Origin of the sequence: Amycolatopsis sp. NBC_01286, from assembly GCF_035982555.1 — a bacterium.
Lineage (GTDB): Bacteria > Actinomycetota > Actinomycetes > Mycobacteriales > Pseudonocardiaceae > Amycolatopsis.
In genome coordinates, this window is sequence record NZ_CP108428.1 from 9364926 (window position 1) to 9389600 (window position 24675).

Annotated in this window: 17 protein-coding genes and 1 pseudogene; 10 read left to right on the forward strand and 8 right to left on the reverse strand. The window is 69.3% G+C overall.

Features of this window, described 5'->3' with window-relative positions; all coding sequences use genetic code 11:
* Positions 1 to 28: 28 nt before the first annotated feature.
* Entirely contained in the window at positions 29 to 1102 is a 1074-nt protein-coding gene (locus tag OG570_RS42810; RefSeq protein WP_326954436.1) for a zinc-binding alcohol dehydrogenase family protein, read from the forward strand.
* On the opposite strand, the gene OG570_RS42815 is transcribed toward OG570_RS42810, so the two are convergent.
* Entirely contained in the window at positions 1089 to 3503 is a 2415-nt protein-coding gene (locus OG570_RS42815; protein ID WP_326954437.1) for a CocE/NonD family hydrolase, read from the reverse strand. The genes OG570_RS42810 and OG570_RS42815 overlap by 14 nt on opposite strands.
* 75 nt (positions 3504 to 3578) lie before the next feature.
* On the opposite strand from OG570_RS42815, the gene OG570_RS42820 reads away from it, so the two are divergent.
* From OG570_RS42820 to OG570_RS42835, 4 genes are read left to right on the forward strand one after another with little or no spacing between them, the layout of a single operon-like run.
* On the forward strand, positions 3579 to 4202 hold the full coding sequence (locus tag OG570_RS42820; protein ID WP_326954438.1) for a TetR/AcrR family transcriptional regulator: 624 nt from the start codon (positions 3579 to 3581) through the stop codon (positions 4200 to 4202).
* Positions 4199 to 5185 (forward strand): hypothetical protein, encoded by a 987-nt coding sequence (locus OG570_RS42825; protein WP_326954439.1) that lies wholly within the window; start codon positions 4199 to 4201, stop codon positions 5183 to 5185. The genes OG570_RS42820 and OG570_RS42825 overlap by 4 nt, the downstream gene beginning before the upstream one ends.
* Positions 5186 to 5244: 59 nt before the next feature.
* Positions 5245 to 5802: a PadR family transcriptional regulator gene (locus OG570_RS42830; RefSeq protein ID WP_326948185.1), complete on the forward strand. Its 558-nt coding sequence runs from the start codon at positions 5245 to 5247 to the stop codon at positions 5800 to 5802.
* Entirely contained in the window at positions 5799 to 7118 is a 1320-nt protein-coding gene (locus OG570_RS42835) for an NAD(P)/FAD-dependent oxidoreductase (protein ID WP_326954440.1), read from the forward strand. Before OG570_RS42830 ends, OG570_RS42835 begins: the two co-directional genes overlap by 4 nt.
* 208 nt (positions 7119 to 7326) lie before the next feature.
* Here the strand turns inward: OG570_RS42835 and OG570_RS42840 are convergent.
* A pseudogene (locus OG570_RS42840) lies at positions 7327 to 7505 on the reverse strand (HD domain-containing protein); the annotation flags it as partial.
* Positions 7506 to 8649: 1144 nt separating this feature from the next.
* Here OG570_RS42840 and OG570_RS42845 point away from each other — a divergent pair.
* Positions 8650 to 9042, forward strand: a complete 393-nt coding sequence (locus OG570_RS42845) for a hypothetical protein (RefSeq protein ID WP_326954441.1) — start codon at positions 8650 to 8652, stop codon at positions 9040 to 9042.
* Between the two features lie 69 nt (positions 9043 to 9111).
* On the opposite strand, the gene OG570_RS42850 is transcribed toward OG570_RS42845, so the two are convergent.
* Together OG570_RS42850 and OG570_RS42855 are read right to left on the reverse strand one after the other, a co-directional pair.
* On the reverse strand, positions 9112 to 9312 hold the full coding sequence (locus tag OG570_RS42850) for a hypothetical protein (protein ID WP_326954442.1): 201 nt from the start codon (positions 9310 to 9312) through the stop codon (positions 9112 to 9114).
* Positions 9313 to 9856: 544 nt separating this feature from the next.
* Positions 9857 to 12922 carry an AfsR/SARP family transcriptional regulator gene (locus OG570_RS42855; RefSeq protein ID WP_326954443.1) on the reverse strand — a complete coding sequence of 1022 codons (3066 nt, stop codon included), beginning with the start codon at positions 12920 to 12922 and terminating at the stop codon, positions 9857 to 9859.
* A gap of 515 nt (positions 12923 to 13437) precedes the next feature.
* Here OG570_RS42855 and OG570_RS42860 point away from each other — a divergent pair.
* Positions 13438 to 14667, forward strand: coding sequence for a hypothetical protein (locus OG570_RS42860; protein WP_326954444.1), 1230 nt, complete (start codon positions 13438 to 13440; stop codon positions 14665 to 14667).
* 266 nt (positions 14668 to 14933) lie between these two features.
* Here OG570_RS42860 and OG570_RS42865 read toward each other — a convergent pair whose 3' ends face one another.
* Positions 14934 to 17186 carry an ATP-binding protein gene (locus OG570_RS42865; protein WP_326954445.1) on the reverse strand — a complete coding sequence of 751 codons (2253 nt, stop codon included), beginning with the start codon at positions 17184 to 17186 and terminating at the stop codon, positions 14934 to 14936.
* 885 nt (positions 17187 to 18071) lie between these two features.
* On the opposite strand from OG570_RS42865, the gene OG570_RS42870 reads away from it, so the two are divergent.
* Positions 18072 to 19379, forward strand: a complete 1308-nt coding sequence (locus OG570_RS42870) for a lipase family protein (RefSeq protein WP_326954446.1) — start codon at positions 18072 to 18074, stop codon at positions 19377 to 19379.
* A 50-nt stretch (positions 19380 to 19429) separates the two neighbouring features.
* The gene (locus OG570_RS42875) at positions 19430 to 20074 is read left to right on the forward strand and encodes a TetR/AcrR family transcriptional regulator (protein ID WP_326948182.1); all 645 of its coding nucleotides are present in this window, start codon (positions 19430 to 19432) and stop codon (positions 20072 to 20074) included.
* On the opposite strand, the gene OG570_RS42880 is transcribed toward OG570_RS42875, so the two are convergent.
* On the reverse strand, positions 20064 to 20936 hold the full coding sequence (locus tag OG570_RS42880) for a LysR family transcriptional regulator (protein ID WP_247049748.1): 873 nt from the start codon (positions 20934 to 20936) through the stop codon (positions 20064 to 20066). The two genes, OG570_RS42875 and OG570_RS42880, sit on opposite strands and share 11 nt — an antisense overlap.
* Positions 20937 to 21037: 101 nt before the next feature.
* On the opposite strand from OG570_RS42880, the gene OG570_RS42885 reads away from it, so the two are divergent.
* The gene (locus tag OG570_RS42885; protein WP_326954447.1) at positions 21038 to 21934 is read left to right on the forward strand and encodes a TIGR03620 family F420-dependent LLM class oxidoreductase; all 897 of its coding nucleotides are present in this window, start codon (positions 21038 to 21040) and stop codon (positions 21932 to 21934) included.
* 34 nt (positions 21935 to 21968) lie between these two features.
* On the opposite strand, the gene katG is transcribed toward OG570_RS42885, so the two are convergent.
* Together katG and OG570_RS42895 are read right to left on the reverse strand one after the other, a co-directional pair.
* Positions 21969 to 24155 (reverse strand): catalase/peroxidase HPI, encoded by a 2187-nt coding sequence (gene katG / locus OG570_RS42890; RefSeq protein WP_442788230.1) that lies wholly within the window; start codon positions 24153 to 24155, stop codon positions 21969 to 21971.
* Positions 24156 to 24212: 57 nt separating this feature from the next.
* Positions 24213 to 24635: a Fur family transcriptional regulator gene (locus tag OG570_RS42895; protein ID WP_326954449.1), complete on the reverse strand. Its 423-nt coding sequence runs from the start codon at positions 24633 to 24635 to the stop codon at positions 24213 to 24215.
* Positions 24636 to 24675 lie beyond the last annotated feature (40 nt).

Consider the following 24675-nt stretch of genomic DNA (forward strand, 5'->3'; position numbering starts at 1 on the left):
GATGTCCGGACACGCGGAAGCTGGCTTTATGAAAGCTGCTGTCCTCGAAGAATTCGGCACGATGCCGTCCGTGCGCGAGTGGCCCGATCCGGTGCTGGGCACCGGCGAGGTGCTCGTCGACGTCGTCGCGGCGCCGGTGCTGCCCTACGCCGGGGAGGTGTTCCGCGGCGAGCGGAACTACCTGCTCACGCTGCCGGTCGTGCCCGGCGCCGGCGCGGTCGGGCGGGTGCGCGCGACCGGCCCGGACGCGACCCGGCTCAAGCCCGGCGACTGGGTGTTGTGCGACCCGACCATCCGCTCCCGTGACGACGCCCGCACGCCGGACATCACGCTGCAGGGGCTGAGCGCACGCGGCGACGGCGGCCTGTTCCTGCAACGCCACTTCGGCCACGGCGCCTACGCCGAGCAGGTGCTGGTCCCGACGGAGAACGCCGTCCCGCTCGGCCCGATCGAAGCCGCCGACGCAGGACGGTGGGCCGCGCTATCCCTCTGTCTCGTGCCGTACGGCGGCCTGCTCGCCGCCCAGCTCCAGCCGGGCGAAACGGTGCTGGTCAGCGGCGCGACCGGCAACTTCGGCAGTGCGGGCGTGGCCGTCGCCCTCGCGATGGGCGCGGCCTGCGTGGTCGCCCCGGGCCGCAACGCCGACGCGCTGGCCGACCTGGAACGCCGGTTCGGCGCGCGCGTCCGGACGGTCCGGCTCACCGGCGACGACGACACCGCGCGGATGCGCAGCACGGCGCCCGGCCCGATCGACGTGGTCCTCGACCTGCTGCCGCCGTCGGCGGGAGCGGCCGTCACGCGGACCGCGGCCATGACGGTGCGCGAGTACGGCCGGGTCGTGCTGATGGGCGGCGTCGGCATGCTCGGCGGCGACGACCTCGCGCTGCCCTACCCGTGGCTGATGCGCAACAACATCACCGTGCGCGGCCAGTGGCTGGCCCCGCGCGAGGCGAACACCGGCCTGATCGCGCTGGCCCGCGCGGGGCTGCTGGACCTGGGCGGGTTCGCCGTCACGGAGTTCGGCCTCGACGAGATCGCCGACGCCGTCGGCCACGCGGCGAAGGAGCAGGCGAGGTTCGCGCTCACCGTCATCCGGCCTTGAGCGCCGACGCCTGACCAGGCTGCTCGGCGGCCGCGCCCAGGATCCAGTTCCGGAACTCGACCGCGAAGTGCTGCAGGTGGTGCTCGATCACCTGCGGGCCACAGGTGACCGGCAGCGTCACCGAGAGACGGGCGGTGAACCCGCCCTCCTCCTCGGCGAACGCGTTGGCGATGGAGCCGACGACGGTGCCGTCCTCCAGCACCAGGCGCGACCGGCGACCGCCGGGCGGCGGCTCCGCTCCCGGCGTCGCGGAGTCGTCCCACTCGCGCATGAAGAACGAGCAGACGTGCTCGCCGAGCGTCTCGACGATGTTCACCCGGCCGCCGGCCGCGTGGATCGAGTAGTGCTCCGGGTGGCCCGCGAGCAGGACGTCCTCCCGGCCGAAGGCTCGCGAGAGCCATTCGGTGAACTGTGCCGCGGTGATGCCGTGCGCGCGCAACGTCGTCGTGCCGGTCGTCTCCTCCCCGGCGGAGAGCGCGACCTGTTCGCGCAGGAAGGCGCTCCCGGCCGCGATCTCGTCCCGCAGGAGGTCGAGCAGCCGCTCGCGGCCGAGCTTTCCCTTCAGCAGCGCCAAAGCCCGCCGTGCGGCCACCACCTCGAACCGCTCGACGCGCCCGTCGTGGTCGTCGCCGGCCAAGCGCACCCAGGGTGCCGGTTCGGCCGTCGCTTGCCGGACGGGAAGCTGCAGGTAAGAGGCGTGCTCGCCGCCGGTGTGGACGACGTGCTGCCCGCGGTTGGCGCCGGTGTACTCCCGGATGCCGGGCATCATGGTGCCCAGCAGGTTCCGCGAGCTGACGACGAACCGCAGCTGCTCGCCGGCGTGGAACGCGAGCCCGACCGGGAGCAGCTCGATCTCGACGTCGACGACCTCGCCGGCCGAGAGGCGCTCCACGCGGTCGAAGCTGTGGGCCGGCACGTCGGGAGTCGAAAGGGCCTCGTCGAGGTGGCGGGCCGAGACGCGCAGGCGTCCGTCGGAACCCTTGTACCGCAGGATCGTCGCGCCGTGCTCGGTCACGTCGTGGACGAGCGCGCCCCGGTTGGGGACGGTGAACGCCTGGAGCGGCGTGCCGTGGGCGTCGAGCTTCTGCACGAGCACGAAGACGTCCATGTCGTCGGCGCCGCGCGCTTCGACCCACAGGTGCGCTTTCGGGTAACCGGCCAGCACGGTGTCGCGGTCGAACCGCACGACGAAGGACACCGCGTCCGGGTTCGCGTCGACCGCGTAGGTCACGGCGGCCTCGTCGGCGGGGGCCGTGGTCGTCAGCGCGCGCGAGCGGCCGTCGAGGTAGTACTTCGTCGACGTGACGTCCGCCGGGGGAAACTCCTCCGCGGCGACGCCGACCTGGTCGCCGCCCTGGAGGTCGAGGATCGCGTAGCGCACCCGGGGCGTCCGCTCCCAGCCGTTGTCCTCGCCCTTGAGGTAGTGGTCGAAGAAGCGGCGCAGGTCGGCCACGTTCGCTTCGTCGTAGTAGTCGGGCCACTCCTGGCTGTTGTGGACGCGCAGCCACTTCTCGGGCGACGCGATCCGCCGCCAGGCGCGGAACGTCCCGGCCGTGTGCAGCGTGTTGGAGTAGCTGGCCACGACGTAGGCCGGCACGGTGATCCGGCCGAAGTCGGGGATCTTGTTCTCCCACAGATCGTTCACCAGCGGGTAGCGCTCGACCTCGGTGAGGATGTCCTCCTTGCCGTTCTTGCCGAAGAAGCTGCTCTCCTGGAGCTGCCTGGCGAACCCGGTGTCGGGCATGCCGCCGCGCATCACCAGGTCGCGGTAGACGTCGCTGACGCCTTCCCACGGGTTGATCGCCGCCAGGTGCGGGGGCTGCTCGGCGGCGGTGAACCACTGGGAGACCGCGAGGTAGGAGGTGCCGCTCATGCCGACCTTGCCGGAGCACCAGGCCTGCTGCGCCAGCCACTCGATCACGTCGTGGCAGTCGCGGCCTTCCTGGCGGTCCCACAGCACGCTGTCGCCCTCGGAGTCGACCACGCCGCGGACGTCCGGATTGCAGATCGCATAGCCCCGGGCGCACCAGTACGCGGGGTCCGGGCCTTCGAACTTCTCCAGCCCGGACACGATCCCGTTGTCGAGACCGACCATCTCGAAGACGCCCATCGCGCTGGCGGAGGTCCCCTGTCCCTTGCCGTACGGGCTCCACGCCACGATCACCGGCACCGGCTCCGCACCGGCCGGGCGGAAGAGGTCGACGCGGATCGTCACCCCGTCCCGCAGGCGGACCGCCACGTCCTTCTCGAACACGACGTCGACGGGCAGGGCCCGGAACTGCGGCGCGACCCGGAACCCCGCCGCCAGCGTCCGGGTGCCGGGGTCGAACCCCGTCAGCACGCCGGTCCGGGCGGCCGGCAGCGGCCGGGACGGCACGTACACCCTCTGGTCTTCACTCATGACCTGACCGTACGTCTGTTCCGCTCAGAACTCAACACTCGTTGAGATCGACGGGCCGACCGCTACATTCGGGTCATGACCACGCAGGAAGACCCCGCGGCGGGGACGCGCCGCGGCCGCCGGCCCGGCAGCGGCAGCACGCGGCAGGTGGTGCTCGACGCGGCCCGGGCGCGGTTCGCCCGTGACGGTTTCGCCACGACCACGATCCGGCGCATCGCCGCCGACGCCGGGGTGGACGCGTCGCAGGTGATGCAGTTCTTCGGCTCGAAGGACGAGCTGTTCGCGGCCGTGATGGCCGTCCCGCGGTCCGCGCTCGACCGGTTCGACACCGCCTTCGAGGGCCCCGACGAGCACCTGGGCGAACGGGTGGTCCGCGCGTACCTCGGCGCCTGGGAGGGCGCGGCCGGCGAGTCGGAACCCTTGATGGCGATGCTGCGCGGCGCGATCACCAACGACCACGCGAGCGCGCAGCTGCGCGACTTCATCCAGTCCCGGTTGCTGCACGGCACCCGGGGGCGGGGCGGGGACGACGCGATGCTGCGGGCCGGTCTCGCGGCGGCGATGCTGGTCGGCATCGTCACGAGCAGGCAGATCATCGGCGTGCCGGTGCTCGTCGCCGCCGACACGGAGCAGCTCGTCGCGACCGTCGCCCCCGCGATCCACCAGATCCTCGTGGGCGTCCGCCCGGAGCGAGCGTGACGAGCACCCGGCTCGCCCGCCACGAGCGGATCGCGGCGGAACTGTCCACTTTGGACGTCCTGGCGACGGCGATCCCGCTGGGCAGCGGGATCGGCGGCACGACCTGGCTCGCGCGGGTGGCGGGCGAGCCCGTCTTCGTGAAGCGGATCGCGCTCACCGACGTCGAACTGCGCCACGAGGGGTCGACCGCCGACCACTACGGCCTGCCGCCTTGGTACCACTACGGTGTCGGCTCCGCGGGCGGCGGCGCGTGGCGGGAGCTGGCGACCCACCGCGACGCGAGCGAGTGGGTCCGCACCGGCGCGTGCGAGCACTTCCCGCTGCTGCACCACTGGTGCGTCCGCCCCGGCCTGCCGCGCGCGCCGCTGCCGCCGGCCGAGCTGGAGCGGGACGTCGCGTTCTGGCACGACGACCCGGGCGTGCGGCGACGGCTCGAAGCCCTCGACGCGTCGAGCGCGGATCTCGTGCTGTTCCTGGAACACCTGCCGCGGACGCTCGCCGAGTGGCCGGACGCGCCGGTCCGGTTCGTCGACGAAGAACTCCGGCGCGTCACGGACTTCCTCGCCGGGCAGGACGTCCAGCACTTCGACGCGCACTTCGCCAACATCGTCACCGACGGCGGACGGCTGTGCCTCACCGACTTCGGTCTCACGCTGTCGTCGCGGTTCGAGCTGTCGGACGCCGAGGCGGAGTTCCTCGCCGAGCACGCCACGCACGACCGGGCCTACGTCCTGGCCCACCTGGTCAACCGGATCGTCCGCCCGTTGCGGGCGTGGCCGCACCCGCGCGTCCGCAACGACTTCGTGCGCGACTGCGCCGCGGGGCGGGACGTCCCGGAGCTGCCGCCGGACGCGGCCGCTCTCCTGCGCCGGTACGCCCCGCTCGCCACCGTCGTCAACGACTTCTACTTCGCGCTGCACGGCGACAGCCGGAAGACGCCGTATCCGGCGGACGAGATCGCCCGGCTGCTCGGCGCGCTCTGAGCCCCTTCGCGGACTACTCGCGTTTGACTAGGACCTAGTACTCGTGTTTGAGTACTCACATGGGAGCAGTTCGGTTGTTCATCCTCGGCGCACTGGCGCGGGGCGGTCCGATGCACGGGCACCAGATCCGGCGGGCGGCGCAGGTCGACCGCACCGAGCTCTGGGCGGACGTCAAACCCGGCTCGCTCTACGGCGCGCTGCGGCGGATGGCGGACGAGGGCGTCATCGAGGCGCTGCGCACCGAACGCGTGGGGAACATGCCCGAACGCACGGTCTACACGATCACCGAAGAGGGCCGGCGCGAGCTTTCCGTGCTGCGCCACACCATCCTCACCACCACCAAGCTGCGCCCGGATCCGGTCGACCTGGCGCTGGCCTACACCGAGGACCTCGACGAGGCGACGTTGCGGGCGCTGGTCGAGGACCGCCGGGCCGCGCTCGTCGCGGAACTCGCGTCCTGGAAGCACCTTCAGGAACACGCGGGGCCCTACCTCGACGGCCTGGAGCCGCTGGGGTTCGACCACGTGCTCATCCGCCTCGAAGCCGAGGTGACCTGGCACGACCGGGTGCTGGACAAACTGACGGATCTGCTGGCCAACCGGGGAGAACAGACATGAGAGCACTGATCATCGGCGGCGGCATCGGCGGGCTCGCGATGGCCCAGTCCCTCACCGCGGCCGGCGTCGACGTCCAGGTCCACGAGCGCAACGGCGAGGCGGCCGACTGGCTGCAGGGCTACCGCATCCACCTCAACCGGTTCGGCTGCCGCGCCCTGCGCCGATGCCTGCCGCGCCCGCTGTGGGACGCCTTCGCCGCCACCGCGGGCGATCCGGGCGCGGGCCTGAGCTTCCAGACCCACCGCCTGCGCGAGCTGCTCTTCGTCGAGGAGGAGCTGATGACCGGCGGGACCGGCGACCACCGCGCGGTCAGCCGGATCGCGTTGCGGCGGCTGCTCCTGGCCGGCCTGGGCGAGAACGTCCACTTCGGACGGACGTTCGAGCGATACGAGACCAACCCGGACGGCACGGTGACGGCACACTTCGCCGACGGCGCCACCGCGACCGGCGATCTGCTGATCGGCGCGGACGGCGCCAACTCCCGGGTGCGCGCCCAGCTCCTGCCGCACGCGCACCGGGTGCCGACCGGCGCGGTGGGCGTGGCCGGCCGGCTGGCGCTGACCGACGAGACCCGCGCCTGGCTGCCGTCGCGGATCCGCGGCGGGATGAACATCGTGCTCCCGCCGGGCGGCAGTTTCCTGTTCACCGCGGTGTTCGACGGCCGGACCCGCACCGCCGAAGCGGTCGGCGGCGGCATCGACCTGACGGCATTCGGCCTGACCGGCACCGATCTCCTCGACGACGTCCAGGACTACGTGCTCTGGGCGTTCGCGGCGAAACGCGCCGGCTATCCGGCCGACGTGGAGTCGCTGCCCGGGCCCGCGTTGCAGAACGTCGTGGCCGAGCACATCCACGGCTGGCACCCGGACCTGCGCCGGATGGTCACCGACTCCGACCCGGCGGGCGTGCACGCGATCGCGTTCAAGTCCGCCACCCCGGTCGAACCCTGGCCGACCGGCCCGGTGACCCTCATCGGCGACGCCGTGCACAACATGACCCCGGTGATGAGCCTGGGCGCCAACACGGCGCTGCGCGATGCGGCGCTGCTGGCCCACCAGCTCAAGGCCGTGCACCGCGGCGAAGCCGGCCTGACCGACGCGGTCGGTGAATACGAGCGCCGGATGCTGACCTACGGCTTCGAAGCCGTGAACACGTCACGCTCCTTCGCCGACCGGTTCACCTCGGACAACGTCCTGGCCCGCCAGGGGATGAAGGCGTGGCTCCGGATGTGCGCCGCCGTCCCGGCCGTGAAGCGGAGCAGCTTCACCGACGAGTGGACCGACGACCTCCCCGCGGCGCGCACCGCTCTGGTCTGAACAGGTGAGGGCAAGCAGTTCACACAGACCGCTTTGATATCCGCCGAGATGGATCGCCACCCTCTGCGGAGGGCTGGGGTAGCGATTCCGTCTGATTCTTCGACCGTGTCACCGAGGATTTGGTGCACTCGGAGGCTTTGGAAACCAGCACAATAGGCACGTTGAGCAGCGGCGACGGCCAGCAACGCGACGATTGCGTCTGCCGTCTGCGGTCTCGCCATGCCAGTGGCGACAGAGCGATCGCTGCCTCAGCGACGCGTCGCGCGGCCTCGGTTTCAGGCTCTTGCGTGCCGAGTCGATCCAGCCGTCAATGCACTGTGCTCCCGTGTCCCGATACTCAATGGCCTGCAGCAGCATCTCGAGTTGGTCCGCATCCTTCGCACATAGCAGCGAGGCCTCAGCTCCGCCACGTCACCAGAACCGCGAACATTTTCGACCCGACCCGGACGCCACGAGAACCTGTAGTCACCGAGATTGTTCCCGACGACGCTGCGCTCGACCGGCTACTCCCCACATGCTGGCCGGCTGTTCCTGGTTGCCCGCCGATTAGCGCGCGCTGGCCGGAGCCCGACCATGTAACGGGACAGAGGCGCTGGGCCGCGCCCACTTCACCGGCGACGTACTCGCTCCGTCGACCCTTCCCTCTCGGTTGCGCGCTCGGCTGCAACCGAGCCCAGCTGGTCTCATCGCCTCACCACGAAACGGCGTTGTCATGGTCTCCCACTAACCATGCCGACCTGCGTCCCCCTAGCCGGCCATCGGCATCCATACCACCCGCAGCGTGCTCTGCGCGGGCCACGGCCAACCCGCCGCCCTTCGTCCGGGCCGACGCCACCTGCACATCAGGACTCGACTCAAGGCCGCGGCCATGGTGTTGCTCCGGCCGGCCGGAGCAACACATCCCGCCGGCGGCACGTCTGATCGCCCCCGCAGCGTCGCGGGTATCCGACACGAAATGGCGCCGGAACAACCGAGGTGACCCTCGATGCCGACGCCCCGGCACAGCCATACACGCCCGAACCGCACCGGCGACCGGCCGTAACAACAACGGCCGAGGCAACGACTGTGACCGGGACAGTGAAGTGTCCGCCTTCATCGACAGCACACGTCCGCATGCACTTTCCACCTGGAATGACCGTTCTCATGCCGAGCAGCATCGCGACGGCTCAGTGGCTCCGCGAACCTGAGCCCGCCGCAATGCCGTCATGTAGGCCTGGCCGTCCACACCTGAACCGTGTGGAAGCGGCAGCCGCGCCGGACGGATCACTGATGCTGTCCGAACGCCCGGATACTGGTCAGTTGTCCCGCCGACCGGTACATAGCCAGGACCACGCTCGCAGATCAGGGAGTGAATCTGCGATGACCGCGGCAAACTCATATGTCGCTCACACGAGCGAACAAGTAGAACACGTCTGGCGGTGCACACGTGGTCACACGTGCCTTTGCCTGGATAAGCACCTCAGATCGCATGTGGCGATGGCGCACGCGCTTCAGCGATGCCGGATCGGCTACTTGGGGCGGCGGTGATCTCATGAGCGAGGCCGGAAAGACGCGACAACCGTTCAGGCGACCACAGCGACTTGCCACCGACGTGCCTCTCAAGGAAGCCAAAGAGCTGCGACGTCGGTATCTGGACGGTGACACATTGAGCGTCCTCATGGACGGCTTCGATGGCAGTCTTCGAACTTTACGTGCCGTACTGGAAGATCAAGGCGTCGAATTCCGGCCGCCTCGGCCGATCATGCCGCCCGCACCCCCGGGCATGGTCGAGACCTATCACAGCGGCAAGTCGATCGTGGAGACCGGGAAAACTTTCGGACTGGGCCGCGATATCACCAAACGCATGCTGCTCGACGCAGGTGTCGAGCTCCGCGGCCGGGGCCGACCGCGGAAGGCGTCAACTTTCTCGAACCATCTTCACTGACCCCGGCGACCGGGCCGACTCACCGCACCGCCCGACGGGCGCCCGGCCCTAGCCGGACGCCCACGCACGTCAGTAGTAGCGCCAGTGAAGCGTGGAGGCCTGCGGCTCTTCCTTCACGCCATACGGCGCCGCGAGGGCAGGGATGTACGTCGGCTCCGAAACCGCAGTGCCGACAGGGCCGTAAGTCGACGCCTCGGCGGACGCAGCCGTCACCGAGAGCACCCACACGACGCTGGACGCAACCGCGACCGAAGGCCAGAACAGCTTCAACTCGTCCACCTCAGGGCCCGGTGGCCGCGTATCAGCAGCCACGATTTACTGGACGCCGAGACACTACCGGCTGACAAATGTTCACCCAACAGTGGCCTCCCCTACTGATCAGGCTACCGTCAGCAACACTCAACGCTAATTTCGAAGATCATCAACCTTAACTCGCCGACACACTGCCCGACCAGGGGATAATTTCTACTTCGCTCCGTAATCCTCGATCATCGCACCAGACCTCGCTTCGACCACAACGAGTCAACTATGCGCTCGAGTTCATGTCACAACGAGTAACAGTCGGCAACGCCCAACAGGTCGCGCGACTCGACGTGGCGCGAACCCGACGCAAGAGGCCCGACCTGGGCGCCCGCATTTGACATATAGGCGCAGATTGTCACATCCATGCTTCGTACTCGCGAGGGCCTTCAGGAGGATCATTCACGCGTCCGTGTGTCCCTCCTCGGAAAACACGACAGCGGCGCTCATCCAGTGAGCGCCGCTGTCGACACGATGGGGCCAGGCCCTCCACACCTGGCTCGGAGTACTGGTTCTACATCGGGTCTTTGGTACCGGCTGACCTTCTCTGGGCACGCCCCGACAGCAACAGCTGCGGAGACGGCATCGCGACGGTGTCGCCGTCACGAGCCTGTGGAATCACCGCGAAATCCAGCTCCTCCAGCAATGCCTCGATCCGCCGCGCCTGCCCGACCCGCTCGCGATCCCGGAACAACTGCGCTGCTCGCAGCCACAACGCACGAGCGTCGTCGAGGTTGCCCCGATCCCGCAAGATCTGAGCCAGCGTGTCCAGGGCCCTCCCCCTGCCCGTCGCATGCCCAGACCGATCTGCGAGCTCGACCGCCCGGTGAGCGTGCTGCAACGCGACACGGTCCTGACCTTCGGCATGACGAAGACGTGCAAGAACGGTGTTCAACTTCATCGCCGCCGGCAGATGCTGGCTCACGCTGACCAGCGCCGACGCCTTTCGGCATTGCTCATCGGCTGCCTCTTGGCGCCCCATCCGGGTCAGCAGGTCGCCCAACGCGATATGAGTCAGAATGCGACCCGGGCCGTCGTCGATGTGCTCACGCACCGCCAGTGCCTCGCGGTACAGCTCGATAGCTTCGCCCTGGTGACCGCCCTGCTCCAGAAGCGCGTCCGCGAGCCGGTGAAGAGCCGCGCCACATCGCTCCGGCTCTTCCAGTGCCCTCGCCGACGCCAGCGTCTCCCGGGCCATGGTCACCGCTTGCTCGACTCGACCGGCGTGCAGGTGCCGCCGTGCCATGTTGAGCATCACCGTCACCCGGCCGATCCCGATGCCGTGTTCGTCGACCAAACGCAACGCGGCTTCCAAGTACGGCTCCGCGCGCGAGTCCTGTCCCATCAGCAGCAAGACGTGCCCGAGGTCGTTTAAGCTCGACGCCTCCGCGTATGCGTTGCCCACAGCCGCGGCCGACGACGCCGCAACCGTGAACCCGGTGATGATGTCACCGAAGTGACCGTGCCGGTCGAACACGTCTGCTGTGAGCGACGGCAGAGTAAAGGCGATTTCGTGCAACTGCGCCTGTGCCGCGAGCTGAACCGACGTAGTGAGGGTCGTGCGCTCGCGCAGGAACCACTGTCGCGCTGCTGCCGGTGTCGTGAACTGCGCCGCGACGACATCCTCACTGATCTGCGGCATCTCCGGCCGGTCTCGGCCTGGGTAAACGACCTGGTGCGCTTCGTACGCGGTAAGGAGGTAGTACTCGAGCAGCCGGCGCCGCGCCTGCTCGATATCAGGAAGCTTCCGGGCCAGCGACGCCGCGTACAGCTGCAGCAGGTTGTGCACCCGGTAGCGGTCCAGGTCGCCGGGCTGCTCGATCAAATGCGCCGCGACCAGCACGTCCAGTGATCGCCGCACGTTCGACACCGACCGCCCGTCCGCCGCGGCGACCGCGTCCGAGGCCACCTCCACCCCGGGATGGAGCCCGATCATCGAAAAGGTGCGCTGCTCAGCAGATCCCAAACCTTGAAACGACAGAGTGAAGGCCGACCGCAGGCTCCGCCCCGGCCCGTCACCGTCGTTACCCAGGTCCAGCAGCATGTCCGCGTCGCGCAGCGCCTCGGCCAGCGTCGTCAACCGCATACCCGCGCGCGCGGCCGCGCGCACTGCCACCAGGGTCAACGCGAGTGCGTTGCCCTGACACAGCCGGATCAGCCCGCCCGTGCCGACTGGATCCTGCCGGGCCCGCAACCCGATCCGCCGTTCCAACAGCTCGCGTGCCGCCTCCACCGACAGCGGCGCCACCGTGACCACGGGACACGTTCGTGCGGCCAGCAGCGCCGACAACCGCTGTCGGGTGACCACCACGACCGTGCATCCCGCCAGGACACCCAGCAGCGGCTCGACCTGGTCCGAGCGGGCCACGTTGTCCAAGATCACCAGCATCCGGCGTTGCGCCAGCAACCGGGTCAGCCGTGCCGCTCGCGCGACCGGAGACACGATCTGATCGACCTGGACATCCATCAGCTCCAGGAGCAGCTCGACCACATCCGCCGCCGTACGCCCTGCGGTCTGGCCATCGCCGCGCAGGTCGAGCATGACCACACCGTTCGGGTAACGCCCCGCAGCCCGGTGCGCCCACCGAAGAGCAACCGTCGTCTTCCCCGCCCCCGGCGCCCCGGTGAGCATGACCACCTCGTCGCGCGGCAGGCCGGCCGAGTCCGTGGTGAACGCATCGAGCTCCGCGATCACCTCGTCGCGCCCGACAACGCCGCCGACATCGGGCGAAACGTGCCAGACCACCGGGAGCACCTGCTCCTCGACCTCCGGCGTCTCCATGACTCGCGAAACCGGCCTCACCGATGCAGGGAAGGAAACGGCGCCGGGCTTGATCACCTCGTTGTAGAGCGCGAGCAGGTCATCAGCGGCATGCAGGTCGCCGGACTCTTGCAATTCCCGGCGGATCCGCCGGAAGTACTCGGACGCTTCCAGCCCTCGACCCGCGGCCATCAACGCCCGGATCCGCAGCTTCGCCAGGCTCAACTCCATCGGATGAGCCGCATCCAGCTCTTCCAGACGTGCCACGGCCAACTCGGTTTGCCCGAGCAGCAGTTGCTGGGCGGCCACGAACGCGTTGGCCGGCACCCACTCATTGCGCTGCCAGCGGATGCGCCACTGATCAGCTGCGTCGGCCCGCAAATCCGCCAGTGGCTCGTCGCGTCGCAGCCGCAGCGCGGCCAGCGCCTCGACGTGCGCGCGATCGTGTTGCCCCCGGTCGTGGAACTCGCGCGCACGCGACATCATCGCCCGAAACTGAAGGTAATCGATCTGCTGATCATCGACACCCAAGCGGCATCCGCCCTTGCCGATACTGACGACACCTGGATCAACACCTTCGGACTGGAAGATCTGACGCAGCCGGGCGCCTGTCTGGTGCAGCGTTCCCAGGCCGTCCTGTGGCGGGTTCTCCTGCTCGTCCCACGCCCACTGCACGACGGTGTCCACCGACGCTCGTTGGTTCGGTTGGGCCAGCAATGCGGCCAGTACCTTGCCGGGACGCCCGCGCACGGGCTTCACGCCCAGATTCCCGTGCAGCAGCAAGACCGTTTGCCCGAGAATTCCGAACCCGATTTCCACCAGACCCCTCCCCATGGCGAACCCACCGTCAGCCCTCTCCACCCTCAACATTTTCGCATTTGTCCAGACGGACAGCCAGTTCATCGCCACAAGTGTCCTGAAATGATGATCACCGCTGATCGAATACACGTCGGCAAACCAGCAGGCCGACACAACTTTTCTGCCCCTCGATCCGGGTCCATGACATTTTTCGGACACCGAACACGATTCAACAGCATGACGACAGAACCTGCCGTCTCTGAAGCCTTACCAGCAGCGGCGGTCACAGATGCGCAACGTTGTCCGATTATTCCGCGATCGCATTACCGGACACAAGGGACCCTGCGCCGACGAATCCGGAGTCCGCCGCGACGCTCTCAGACTCACGCCGCACCAGCCGTTCACAGCACCGGAAAGCCTCCACTGACGATCAATGTTGATCAACTGTCAATGACCCGATGCACAGACTGAAAGCTGTTTCACAAGCTGTCCCAGCAACCTGGGTTCAAGCCCACGATGCGAGGGAGACATATGCGATGAGCGCCACCACATGGGTACGCAGTCCCATCGATCACGCCGATCAGCACCTGCTCACCCGCCGCGGCACGAAATCCGTACTCGTGCTGGTGCCGCATATCGTCGCCGGTACCCGTTTGCTGGATTTGATGCCGCTGCTGGAGGCCGATCACCGCATCCAAGTCGTCTTCAGCGACCCCCACGACGACGACAACTGGGAAGCCACCCGCGATTTCCTCCACGCTCACGGCGCCGCCGTGCTGCCGTGGGCCCAAGCCCGCCGTAGCCGCCTCGACCTCGTTCTCGCCGGCAGCGTCGCTGGACTCGACCAGCTCGCCGCGCCGGCCCTGCTCGTCCCGCACGGCGGCGGATTCGGCCAGTACCGCAACGGAAGCCCGCCCGGCACCACCTTCACTCAGCCACCCCAGCTGCGCACCAACCTCGGCCCTGATCAGCTGATGCGCGAAGGCCGCCTCCGCGCCGACGCGATCGTCCTCGTCCACGACCGCGAGCACGCCCTGCTCGCTCAGGTCTGCCCGGCGGCGCTTCCCGCCGCCGTCGTCGCCGGCGACATCGCCTTCGACCGCCTCGCTGCCAGCCTCCCCTACCGCCATCAGTACAGGCGTGCTCTCGGCGCCGCCGACGACCAGCAGGTCGTCCTGGTCACCTCCACCTGGTCACCACGATCGGCGTTCGGCCGCCACCCGGACATGTTCGACCGCGTCGTCGCCGAACTCCCCCACGACCGCTATCGCATCGTCGCCGCCGTGCACCCGCAGATCTGGTCCCACCACAGTCCGTGGCAACTACGGTCCTGGCTCGCTGACGCACTCCGTGCCGGCCTCGTCCTCGTCCCGCCCGAGGAGGGCTGGCGCGCCGCACTGGTCGCCGCCGACCACGTCATCGGCGACTACGGATCCGTCACCGGCTACGGCGCGGCTATTGGCGCGTCGATTCTGCTCGCCGACACCTCCGACCGGCCGCTGCTGCCCGCCACTCCGACCGAATTCCTCGCCCGGCACGCTCCCCACTGGCAGCTGGACCAGCCGCTCGAGCCGCAGCTGCGCGCCGCCGCTCAGGCCCGCGACACCACCGGATTCCCGCAGTCCATCCGCGAACTGCTCACCTCACGCCCCGGGCAGGCCGGACGCATCCTGCGCCGCACCATGTACCGGCTGCTCAACCTGCCCGAACCTGCCCGGGAAGTGCCGGTCTCCCCCGTCCCTTTGCCCAAGCTGGTGAGAACATGACCTCCTACACACCGATCATCACCGTCCACCCCACCAGCGCCACTGCTGCCGGCTGCGGCCTGACCCACTGGCGATACAGCCGAGACCGCCATCACGGCACGCTCCTCACCGCCCACCGCGACAACCAGCGCAACCGCCAGACACTCGCCGACGTCGTCATCACCTCGCCACAGCCGTGCCGAGCAGACGGCCGATCAACCCTGGCCGCTGTGTTCGACCGGCTTCCCGGCCTCACCATGGTCGCGGTGCCGATCGGCACCGCAGTGCTACTGCTCGGCGATCACACCGGAGATATCACCCTCATCCCCGCCGGCCCCGCCGAGGTCTCCGCCGTCGGCGCCTTCCTGTGGCTGATCACCGGGCACCGGCTGCACACCCTCGCCTCGATCAGCCTCATCGAGCCTGCGCAAGGCCGCGGTTGCGCGGTCAAGTGCGGTGCCACCGACATCACTCAGCAGCTCGACAGCTTCGGCCAGGTAACCCCTGGCCCTGCCACGCTGGTCATCGCCGTCGGAGACCTCAGCCAGCGCCAGCAGCACCTCCGCCTCATACACAGCTGACCCTGACCTGCTCAGCACCCCTCGCGCCTGACGCAGCCGGCTCAACGCCGCCTCGGGACGCCCGGATCGCGCATCGATCCGGGCCAGCCCCAGCGCCACCTGCGCCTCACTCTTGTCGTCCCCGATCTCAGCGAACAACTGCGCGGCTGCCTCCAGATGCCGCGCAGCCTCGGTGTCCAGACCTGCCTGCCGCAACGTCTCCCCGATCCGGCGGTGCCGCAACGCCACCCCGCGATCGATGCCCAGCTCCTGCTCCAACAGCAAGCTCTCGGTGAACAGCCTTACCGCAGACTCCAGTTCACCGCGATCCCGCGCCACCATCCCCAGCTGCTGCAGCGCCGCCGACTCGTTGCGCAGATCGTTTACCTCCCGCGCCAGCTCAGCTGCCCGTCGCGTCTCCTGCTCAGCGCGCCCCAGGCGCCCCAGATCCAGGTAGGCACGGCCCAGCTGATGACGCAGCCGCGACTCCGCCACCCGGTTGCCGCAACGCTGCGCCGCGGTGATGCCCAGTTCGTGCGAGCGCAGCCACTCCGGGTATAATTTGCGGTAAAGCATCAGCTCCCACAACGCCTCACACAGCTGCCACGCCAGCTCGTCGTGCCGGTCCGCGACCGCGTCCTCCAGCACCACCACTACGTTCGGCAGCTCCGCAGCCAGCCACTCCAAAGCTGCTCGATCCGAGGCGAACCGAGCCGGCTCGTGCTGGAGCTGCTCTGCGACAGGGCTGACTCGCCAGCGCAGCGGGATCACCACCAGGTTCGCTCGCGTCATTTCCCGCAAGTACCACTGCCCAACCCGCACCAGGACCTCATCACACTCCTGATCCCACTGCGCGCGACCATGCAGGCGGACCAGGTCGTGAAAGCGATACCGATCGCTGTCGAGCTCCTCCAGCAAGCTCGTGTCCACCAGTACCTGCAGACCGTCAGCTGCCTGCTCAACGGTCATCTGCCCGACCGCAGCGACAACACCGGACCCGAAGTCCGGCCCCGGATGCGCACTCATCAGCCGATACAGTCTGGCCACGTGCTCGGGTAGAGCTTCGTAGGACCAATCGAACGTTGCGGTCACCACCGTGTCACCGTCGGCCGTAAGCCGTTTCAGCCGCGACCGTTCGTCACTCAGTTCGGCAACCACCCGCGCCACCGACCAGCGAGGTCGCGACGCCAGCCGCGCGGCCGCGACCCGTAACGCGATCGGCATCCGGCCGCACAGCCTCGCCAGCTCGACGACCTCCCGCTGCTGATCGGACACTCGCGGTCGACCGACCGCACGGGCCAGCAACTCGACCGCCTGAGCCTGCGGCAACGGATCCATCTCCACGGACCGCGCACCTTCGGAATACAACCCATCCAGGCGCAGCCGGCTCGTGACCACCACCATGCACCCCACCGACGCCGGCACAAACGGACGCACCTGCGCAACCGACGCCGCATTGTCGACCACGATCAGCAGCCGCCGACCGGCCGTGACCGTCCTGAACAATGTCATCTGCTCCGCCAATTGCACCGGCACGTGCTCGGGCGTCACGCCCATAGCCCGGAGGAACGCGGCCATCACCTCTTCCGGCAGCGCTGCCGAGTCCGCGGAGAAGCCCCGCATGTCGGCGTAGAGTTGCCCATCGGCAAACCGCGCCGAGTTGCGTACAGCCCAAGTGACCGCCAATGCCGTCTTACCCACACCACCAGGTCCGACAATCACTGCTATCGGTGCCACAGCACCAAGTTCGTCACCTACTGCAGCGGCGATGCGGTCCAGCGCTTCCAGCTCGCCTACGCGACTGGTGAAATGCGCCGGTATCGGTGGCAATTGCCGAGGGATCGTCCACGCCGCACCGGCCTCGGTCCCACTGACCAGCGGTCCGCGTTGGGCGCCCAGTTCACCTACCGAGCAGATCCGGCCGTCAGAGGCATCGGACACTCGCACATCAGGCGTCCCATCGATTCTGTCAACAGGCACGTCACACTCCCCCACTATGCCAACAAGCGCAGGCGACACCGCGGCGCTCAGCCGTGACTCGCGTAGCTATCCGCCGCGACGCCCGTGCAGCAGCCCGCCTCCCGGGCAACACGACAGAACCAGTCATCCGAGAACCCTTCCCCGTAATCCTCGAACTTCCTTGTCTACCTCGGCGAGCACATGTTGCAACACCGCCACACCGAGGCGTACCCGAACGCACCACACACCAGCTCGACTCTTACGAGTGACCTTGAACGCGACCGGCCGGCAGCAGTCGCACCGAAGCGGTCAGCGTGAAAGCCTGTCTGCCGATATCGGCTATCCCCGGCGTGGACCACCGACATCGTCGCCGTCGAAGCGCTGGTCGACTCCTGAGTTCCCGAGGGTGTCGGCCGAGAGGCTCTGGCTCGTCGCCGGGGGCATCGCCTACGCCCACCCGGCATCTGGACCGACTACCAGCGGTTGAGCAGGACGTATCCCCGAGCACTGTTGTTGAAGTCGGAAAACTACGCCACTTTCGGGTTCTGCTGGACTACTGGATCGCCGTGGAGGCCACGTCGTTCCCGAGCGCGGTGGACGCCAACATCGGCCCCAGCGACTGCCTCGCCGCCAGATTGGCCCATGACGCCGACTCGAAGGGCAACATAGTCACCCGGATCGATGAAGGAACAACGAGGACAGGAAACCCCACTGCCAGGTGAGGCACGCTCGACAGCTCTTGAACACAGCAACACTCCCCGCGGCGCGCACCGCTCTGGTCTGAGCTTCCCGTAGTCGCTGGTCACCCGACCGGCGGAAATGGTGTACGCCCCTGTACACCATTGCTACTGGCTGGTAGGTTACCGATTCACCATTGTGATCCACTTCATGATTCAAAGGGGAGTCATGATCAAGCCTGCCCGCTTGCTGGCCGTCGCCGCGGCCCTCACGCTGACCGTCGCCGTGGCGCCGGCGGCTTCCGCGGCTCCGGCGGCCGATTCCTTCTACACCTACAGCGGCAGCGAACCGCTGTCGTCGTTCGATCCCGGGGCCGTGCTCAAGACCCGGACGCTGAGCTACCACATCGTCGGCATCCCGACTCCGCTGACGGCGATCCAGCTGCTCTACCGGACCACCGACGCGCAGGGAAATCCCGCCGCCAACGTCACGTCCGTGGTGCGGAGTCCCAACGGGGACAACAATAAAGCCATCTCCTACCAGTCGGCCTACGACTCGCTCAACCCGGCGGACAGCCCGTCGCGGGCGATCGCCGGCGACGTCACCCTCGGCGGGCTGCTGCCCAACGGGGAGTCCTTGCTCGTCACGCCCGCACTGCTCCTGGGCTACAACATCCTCATCCCCGACACCGAGGGGCAGGACGCGAACTTCGCCGCGGGGCCGGAGTACGGCACCAACACGCTGGACTCGATCCGGGCCGCGACGAAGGCGGCCGAGACGGGCCTGACCGGTACCACCAAGTTCGGCCTCATCGGCTACTCGGGCGGCGCTATCGCGACCGGCTGGGCGGCCGCGCTCGCGCCGAGCTACGCGCCCGACGTCAACAAGAACCTGGTGGGCTTCACCGAAGGCGGCGTGCTCGTCGCGCCGTCGCACAACCTGAAGTACGTCGCCGGCAGCCCGGTGTGGTCCGGCGTCATCCCGATGGCGCTCGTCGGCGTCGCCCGCTCCTACGACATCGACCTCAAGCCCTACGCCAGCGCGTACGGCCTGAAGGTCCTCCAGGAGGTGGAGCAGGCGTCGATCATCAACGCGCTGGGCCGCTACCCGGGGCTGACGTGGGAGAAGCTCGTCAAGCCGCAGTACTCGAACCCGAACTCGGTACACCCGTTCGTCGACGCCGTCAACAAGGTGAACATCGGCTCGGCGCCGACGCCGTCCGTTCCCGGCTTCATCGCGCAGGGGAACAACGGGCTGCTGGAAGGCACCTTCGGCAACCCGCCGGGGATCGGGACGGGTGACGGCGTGATGGTCGCCGGCGACGTGCGGGCGCTGGCCCGGCAGTACTGCGCCGGCGGCAACAGCTCGATCAAGTACGCGCAGTACGACCTGCTCAGCCACGTCGGCGGCGCGGTGCGCTGGGCGCCCGACGCGATCGGCTGGCTGAACGACCGGTTCGCCGGGAAGGCCGCGCCGTCCAGCTGCGGGCACATCCCGGCGGGCAACTCGCTCGCCCCGGAAGTCCCCACGAGCTGACACCGCTGTGCCCGGCCGGAGCACCCGGCCGGGCACAGTACGGTCTGCACGTGACAGCGCACCGGAAGCTGCCGAAGGGCCCGCACAGCCTCAGCCGTGACGAGGTGGCCGGCACCCAGCGCGCCCGGCTGATCGACGCCGTGCTGGAGAACGTCGGCACCCGGGGCTACCTCGGCACCACGGTCGGGCACATCACGGCGACCGCCGGCGTCTCCCGGACGTCGTTCTACCAGCAGTTCGCCGACAAGCAGGACGCCTTTCTCGCCGCATACCGCGTGCTCAGCAACGACTTCATCGACCAAGGCGTCGCCGTGGCCGCCGCGGCCCCGACCCCGCTCGAAGCCGTCGCCGCGTGCGGCGACTTCCTCGTCGACTACGTCCACCGCCGCCCGACGGCCGTCCGCGCCGTCCTGCTCGAGATCTTCGCCCTCGGCGACGCCGGTCTCCAGGCCCGCGAGGAAGTCCTGCGTGCGGGCGAAGCCGTGTTCGACCGGACGGTCCTTTGGTTGCGCAGCACCGATCCCGCGCTGCCGGCCCCGCCGCCGTTCACCGCGCGCACCGTCGTCGCCGCCACGATCGAACTGATCACCCAGGCCATCTGGCAGGCGACCGAAGAGGCGTACGACCAGGCCCGGGAAGCCGTCCGCTACACGTGGCTGCTCGGGATGTTCGGGCACCAGAGCCTCAGCTGGTGAGGCCCGCCTCCGCGCACTTGCGGAACGCCGCCACCAGCCGGTTCCGGTCCCCCGCGCGGGTCGCCAGCGCCACGTGGCTCGGCTCGACGTCCGCCAGCGGGACGGTGGTCAGGTCCGGGCGCAGGCCGGTGGGTGTGGCGGAGCCCGCCGGGACGATCGCCACCGCCTGACCGCTCGCGACCAGCTCGATCTTGTCCTCGATGGCGCTGATGAACGGCCCGTCCGGCGCCGGGCGGCCGTCGGGACGCGGGTCGACGCGCCAGAAGGCGTCCCACTCGGCGTCGGACGCGCGGGGCAGCGGCTCGTCGGCGATGTCGTCGAGCGTCACGGATTCCTTGCCCGCCAAGCGGTGGTCGCTCGGGATCAGGAGGACCCGCGGCTCGTCGCGCAAGACCGTCACATGCAGCCCGGTGCTGGGCAGCGGCAGCCGGACGATCGCCGCGTCCACGCGGTTCTCGAGCAACGCCGCGCGGGCGTCATCCCACTTCAGGTGGAGCGTGCGGACGTCGGCGTCCGGGTGGCGGTGGCGCAGCGCGCGGACGGCCGGGGTGACGATCAGGTTCCCGGTGTAGCCGACGGTGATCCGGCTGGGCCGGGCGACCGCGCGGGCGCGGGCCGTCGCCGCGGCCGCCGAGCGCAGGACGTCGGCGGCGAGCGCGAGGAACGCCTCGCCGGCCTCGGTGAGCCGGGTACCTTGCGGCGTGCGGTCGAGCAGGCGCGCGCCGACCTGCTGTTCCAGCCGGACGATCTGGCGGCTCAGCGACGACTGCGTCAGGTGCAGCTCGGCGGCGGCGCGGCCGAAGTGCCGGTGCTCGGCGACGACGGTGAAGCTGCGCACCAGCCGGAGATCGAGGTCGTCCACGGTCCGATCGTACCGCCGTGAGCTGTGGTGATGCACAGATCGCGACACGCGATGCGAAACGCCAATTGGACGCGGGGTGCGCGGTGGCCCACGGTGGAGGCATGGACATCACCACGGCTCGTGCCGCGCTCGGCCCGCTCGGCGTCTACCTGCCGATCTCGTTCACCAGCAGCCCATCGGCTGCGGACCAGCGCGAAGGCGCGCGACGGCTGGAGCGCGCCGGGTACCGCGCCGCCTGGACCAACGAGGTCGTCGGCGGCAAGGACGCCCTGGTGCAGCTGGCCGTGCTGCTCGCCGCGACGGACCGGCTCACGTTCGGCACCGGCATCGCGAACATCTGGGCCCGCGAGCCGCAGACGCTGCACGCGGGCGCGGCCCAGCTGGCCGACGCGTACCCGGGCCGGCTGGTGCTCGGGATCGGCGTCGGCCACGCGCCGCAGGCCGCCGGGGTCGGGCGCGAGTACGGCAGCCCGGTGAAGACCCTGCGCGACTACCTCGAGCGCATGACGGCGGAGACGTGGCCGCCCGCGCCGTCAGCGGCGTACCCGCGGATCCTCGGCGCGAACGGCCCGAAGATGCTGGCGCTGGCGGGCGAACTCGCCGACGGCGCCTACCCCGCGAACCTGCCTCCGGCGTACACGACCGAGGCGCGCAAGGCGCTGGGCGCGGACAAGCTGCTGGTGGTCGGCCTGACGGTGGTCACGGAGGCCGACCCTTCTCTCGCTCGCGCGGCGGCGCGGGAGAAGGTTGCTGCCAGCCTGGGCCTGCCGTGGTACGGGAAAGCCATGGAGCGCTTGGGTTTCGACGTCGCCGACGTCGACGCCTTGGCGGACGCGGTGGTCGCCCACGGCGGCCCGGACGCGATCGCGGCGAAGGCCCAGGAGCACCTGTCGGCGGGCGCGGACCACGTCCTGCTGATGCCCCCGACAACCGACGACTTCCTCGCGGACGTCGCGGAGCTGGAACGACTCGCGCCCGCGTTCGGCACTTTCACGTGAAAGTGCCGAACGCGGGCGCGGTGGATCAGTCAGCTCAGACCAGGTCGTACCGGTCCGCGTTCATGACCTTGTGCCACGCGGCCACGAAGTCGCGGACGAACTTGTCCTTGGCGTCGTCGCTCGCGTAGACCTCGGCCAGTGCGCGCAGCTCCGAGTTGGAGCCGAACACCAGGTCGGCGCGGGAGCCGGTCCACTTGACCTCGCCGGTGGCGCGGTCGCGGCCCTCGAAGGTCTCCTGGTCCTCCGACGTCGACTTCCACTCGGTCTCCATGTCGAGGAGGTTCGCGAAGAAGTCGTTCGTCAGTACACCCGGCGTCGCGGTCAGCGCACCCAGCGACGTCTGCTTGTGGTTCGCACCCAGGACGCGCAGGCCGCCGATGAGGACGGTCAGCTCCGGCGCGCTCAGGTTCAGCAGGTTCGCGCGGTCGATCAGCAGGAACTCCGACGGCAGGCGGTGGCCCTTGCCGCGGTAGTTGCGGAACCCGTCGATCGTCGGCTCGAGCGGCGCGAAGGACTCCGCGTCGGTCTGCTCCTGCGTCGCGTCGGTGCGGCCCGGGGTGAACGGCACCGTGATGTCGACGCCCGCGTCCTTGGCGGCCTTCTCGACGGCCGCCGCGCCACCGAGCACGATCAGGTCGGCCAGCGAGACCTTCTTGCCACCGGCGGCGAAGGACTCCTGGACACCCTCCAGCGTGCGCAGGACCTGCGCGAGCTGGTCGGGCTCGTTGACCTCCCAGCCGCGCTGCGGCTCGAGGCGGATGCGGGCGCCGTTCGCGCCGCCGCGCTTGTCGCTGGCTCGGAACGTCGAGGCCGACGCCCAAGCGGTCGAGACGAGCTGGGCGACGGTCAGGCCCGAGTCGAGCAGCTTGGCCTTGAGGTCGGCCACGTCGGCGTCGGAGACCAGCTCGTGGTCGACGGCGGGGACGCGGTCCTGCCAGATCAGGGCTTCCTGCGGCACCAGCGGGCCGAGGTAGCGCTGGATCGGGCCCATGTCGCGGTGGGTGAGCTTGTACCAGGCGCGGGCGAACGCGTCCGCGAACTGGTCCGGGTTCTCGTGGAAGCGCTTGGAGATCTGCGCGTAGACCGGGTCGACGCGCAGCGCCAGGTCGGTCGTCAGCATCGTCGGCTTGCGGGCCGGGTCACCGGCCTCCGGGCCGGGGATGGTGTCCTCGGCATCCTTCGCCACCCACTGGTGGGCGCCGGCCGGGCTCTTCGACAGCTCCCACTCGTATCCGAACAGGTTGTCGAAGAACTGGTTGCTCCACTGCGTCGGCGTGGAGGTCCAGGTCACCTCGAGGCCACTGGTGATGGCGTCGCGGCCCTTGCCGGAACCGAAGGTGTTGTTCCAGCCGAGGCCCTGCTCCTCGATGCCGGCGCCCTCGGGCTCCGGGCCGACGTGCTCGTCGGGGTCGGCCGCGCCGTGCGTCTTGCCGAAGGTGTGGCCACCGGCGATGAGCGCGACGGTCTCCTCGTCGTTCATCGCCATCCGGCCGAACGTCTCGCGGATGTCGCGGGCCGAGGCCAGCGGGTCCGGGTTGCCGTTCGGGCCTTCGGGGTTGACGTAGATGAGGCCCATCTGGACCGCGGCGAGCGGGTTCTCCAGGTCGCGGTCACCGGTGTAGCGCTCGTCGCCCAGCCAGGTGCGCTCCGGGCCCCAGTACACGTCCTCGTCCGGCTCCCACACGTCGGCGCGGCCGCCGGCGAAGCCGAAGGTCTTGAAGCCCATGGTCTCCAGGGCGCGGTTGCCCGTGAAGATCATCAGGTCGGCCCACGAGATCTTCTGGCCGTACTTCTTCTTGACCGGCCACAGCAGGCGGCGGGCCTTGTCCAGGTTCCCGTTGTCCGGCCAGCTGTTCAGCGGCGCGAAGCGCTGCATTCCGGCGCCCGCTCCGCCGCGGCCGTCGTCGGTGCGGTAGGTGCCGGCGCTGTGCCACGCCATACGGATCATGAACGGCCCGTAGTGCCCGAAGTCCGCGGGCCACCACTCCTTCGACGTGGTCAGCACCGCGTCGACGTCCGCGGCCAGCGCGTCCAGGTCGACGGTCTTGAAGGCGGCGGCGTAGTCGAAGTCCTCACCGAGGGGGTTGGCGACGGCGGGGTGCTTGCGCAGGATCTTCAGGTTGAGCTGGTTCGGCCACCAGTCGCGGTTTCCCGCGCCCTCGGTCGGGTGGTTGCGACGCCCGGCCGAGACCGGGCAGCCGCCCGCGGTCTCCTCGTTCATCTCGCCAACAACGGCGTCAGGGCTGTCAGACACAGGAATCCTTCCGGGAAACGGTGTTCAGGAACTGGAACAGTCGGGGCACAGGCCCCGGTAGACGACCTCGGCCTCGTCGATGACGAAACCGTGGGCTTCGGAGGCGGTCAGGCAGGGCGCACCGCCGACGGCGCAGTCGACGTCGGCGATGGCCCCGCAGGACCGGCAGACGACGTGGTGGTGGTTGTCCCCGACCCGGGCTTCGTAGCGCGCCACGGAACCCGGGGGCTGGATGCGCCGGAGCAGCCCGGCGCCGGTCAGTGCCCGCAGGACGTCGTAGACGGCCTGGTGGGACACTTCGCCGAGGTCGCCGCGCACGACACCGATGATCGAGTCGGTGTCGGCGTGCGGGTGGCCGTGCACCGCGGTCAGCACCGCCAGCCGTGGACGCGTGACGCGCAGGGACACCCCGCGCAGCATCCGCTCGAACTCCGAAGTCGTGGGCACGGCGGCGAGTCTGCCCGATAATCTGGAATGAATCAAGATT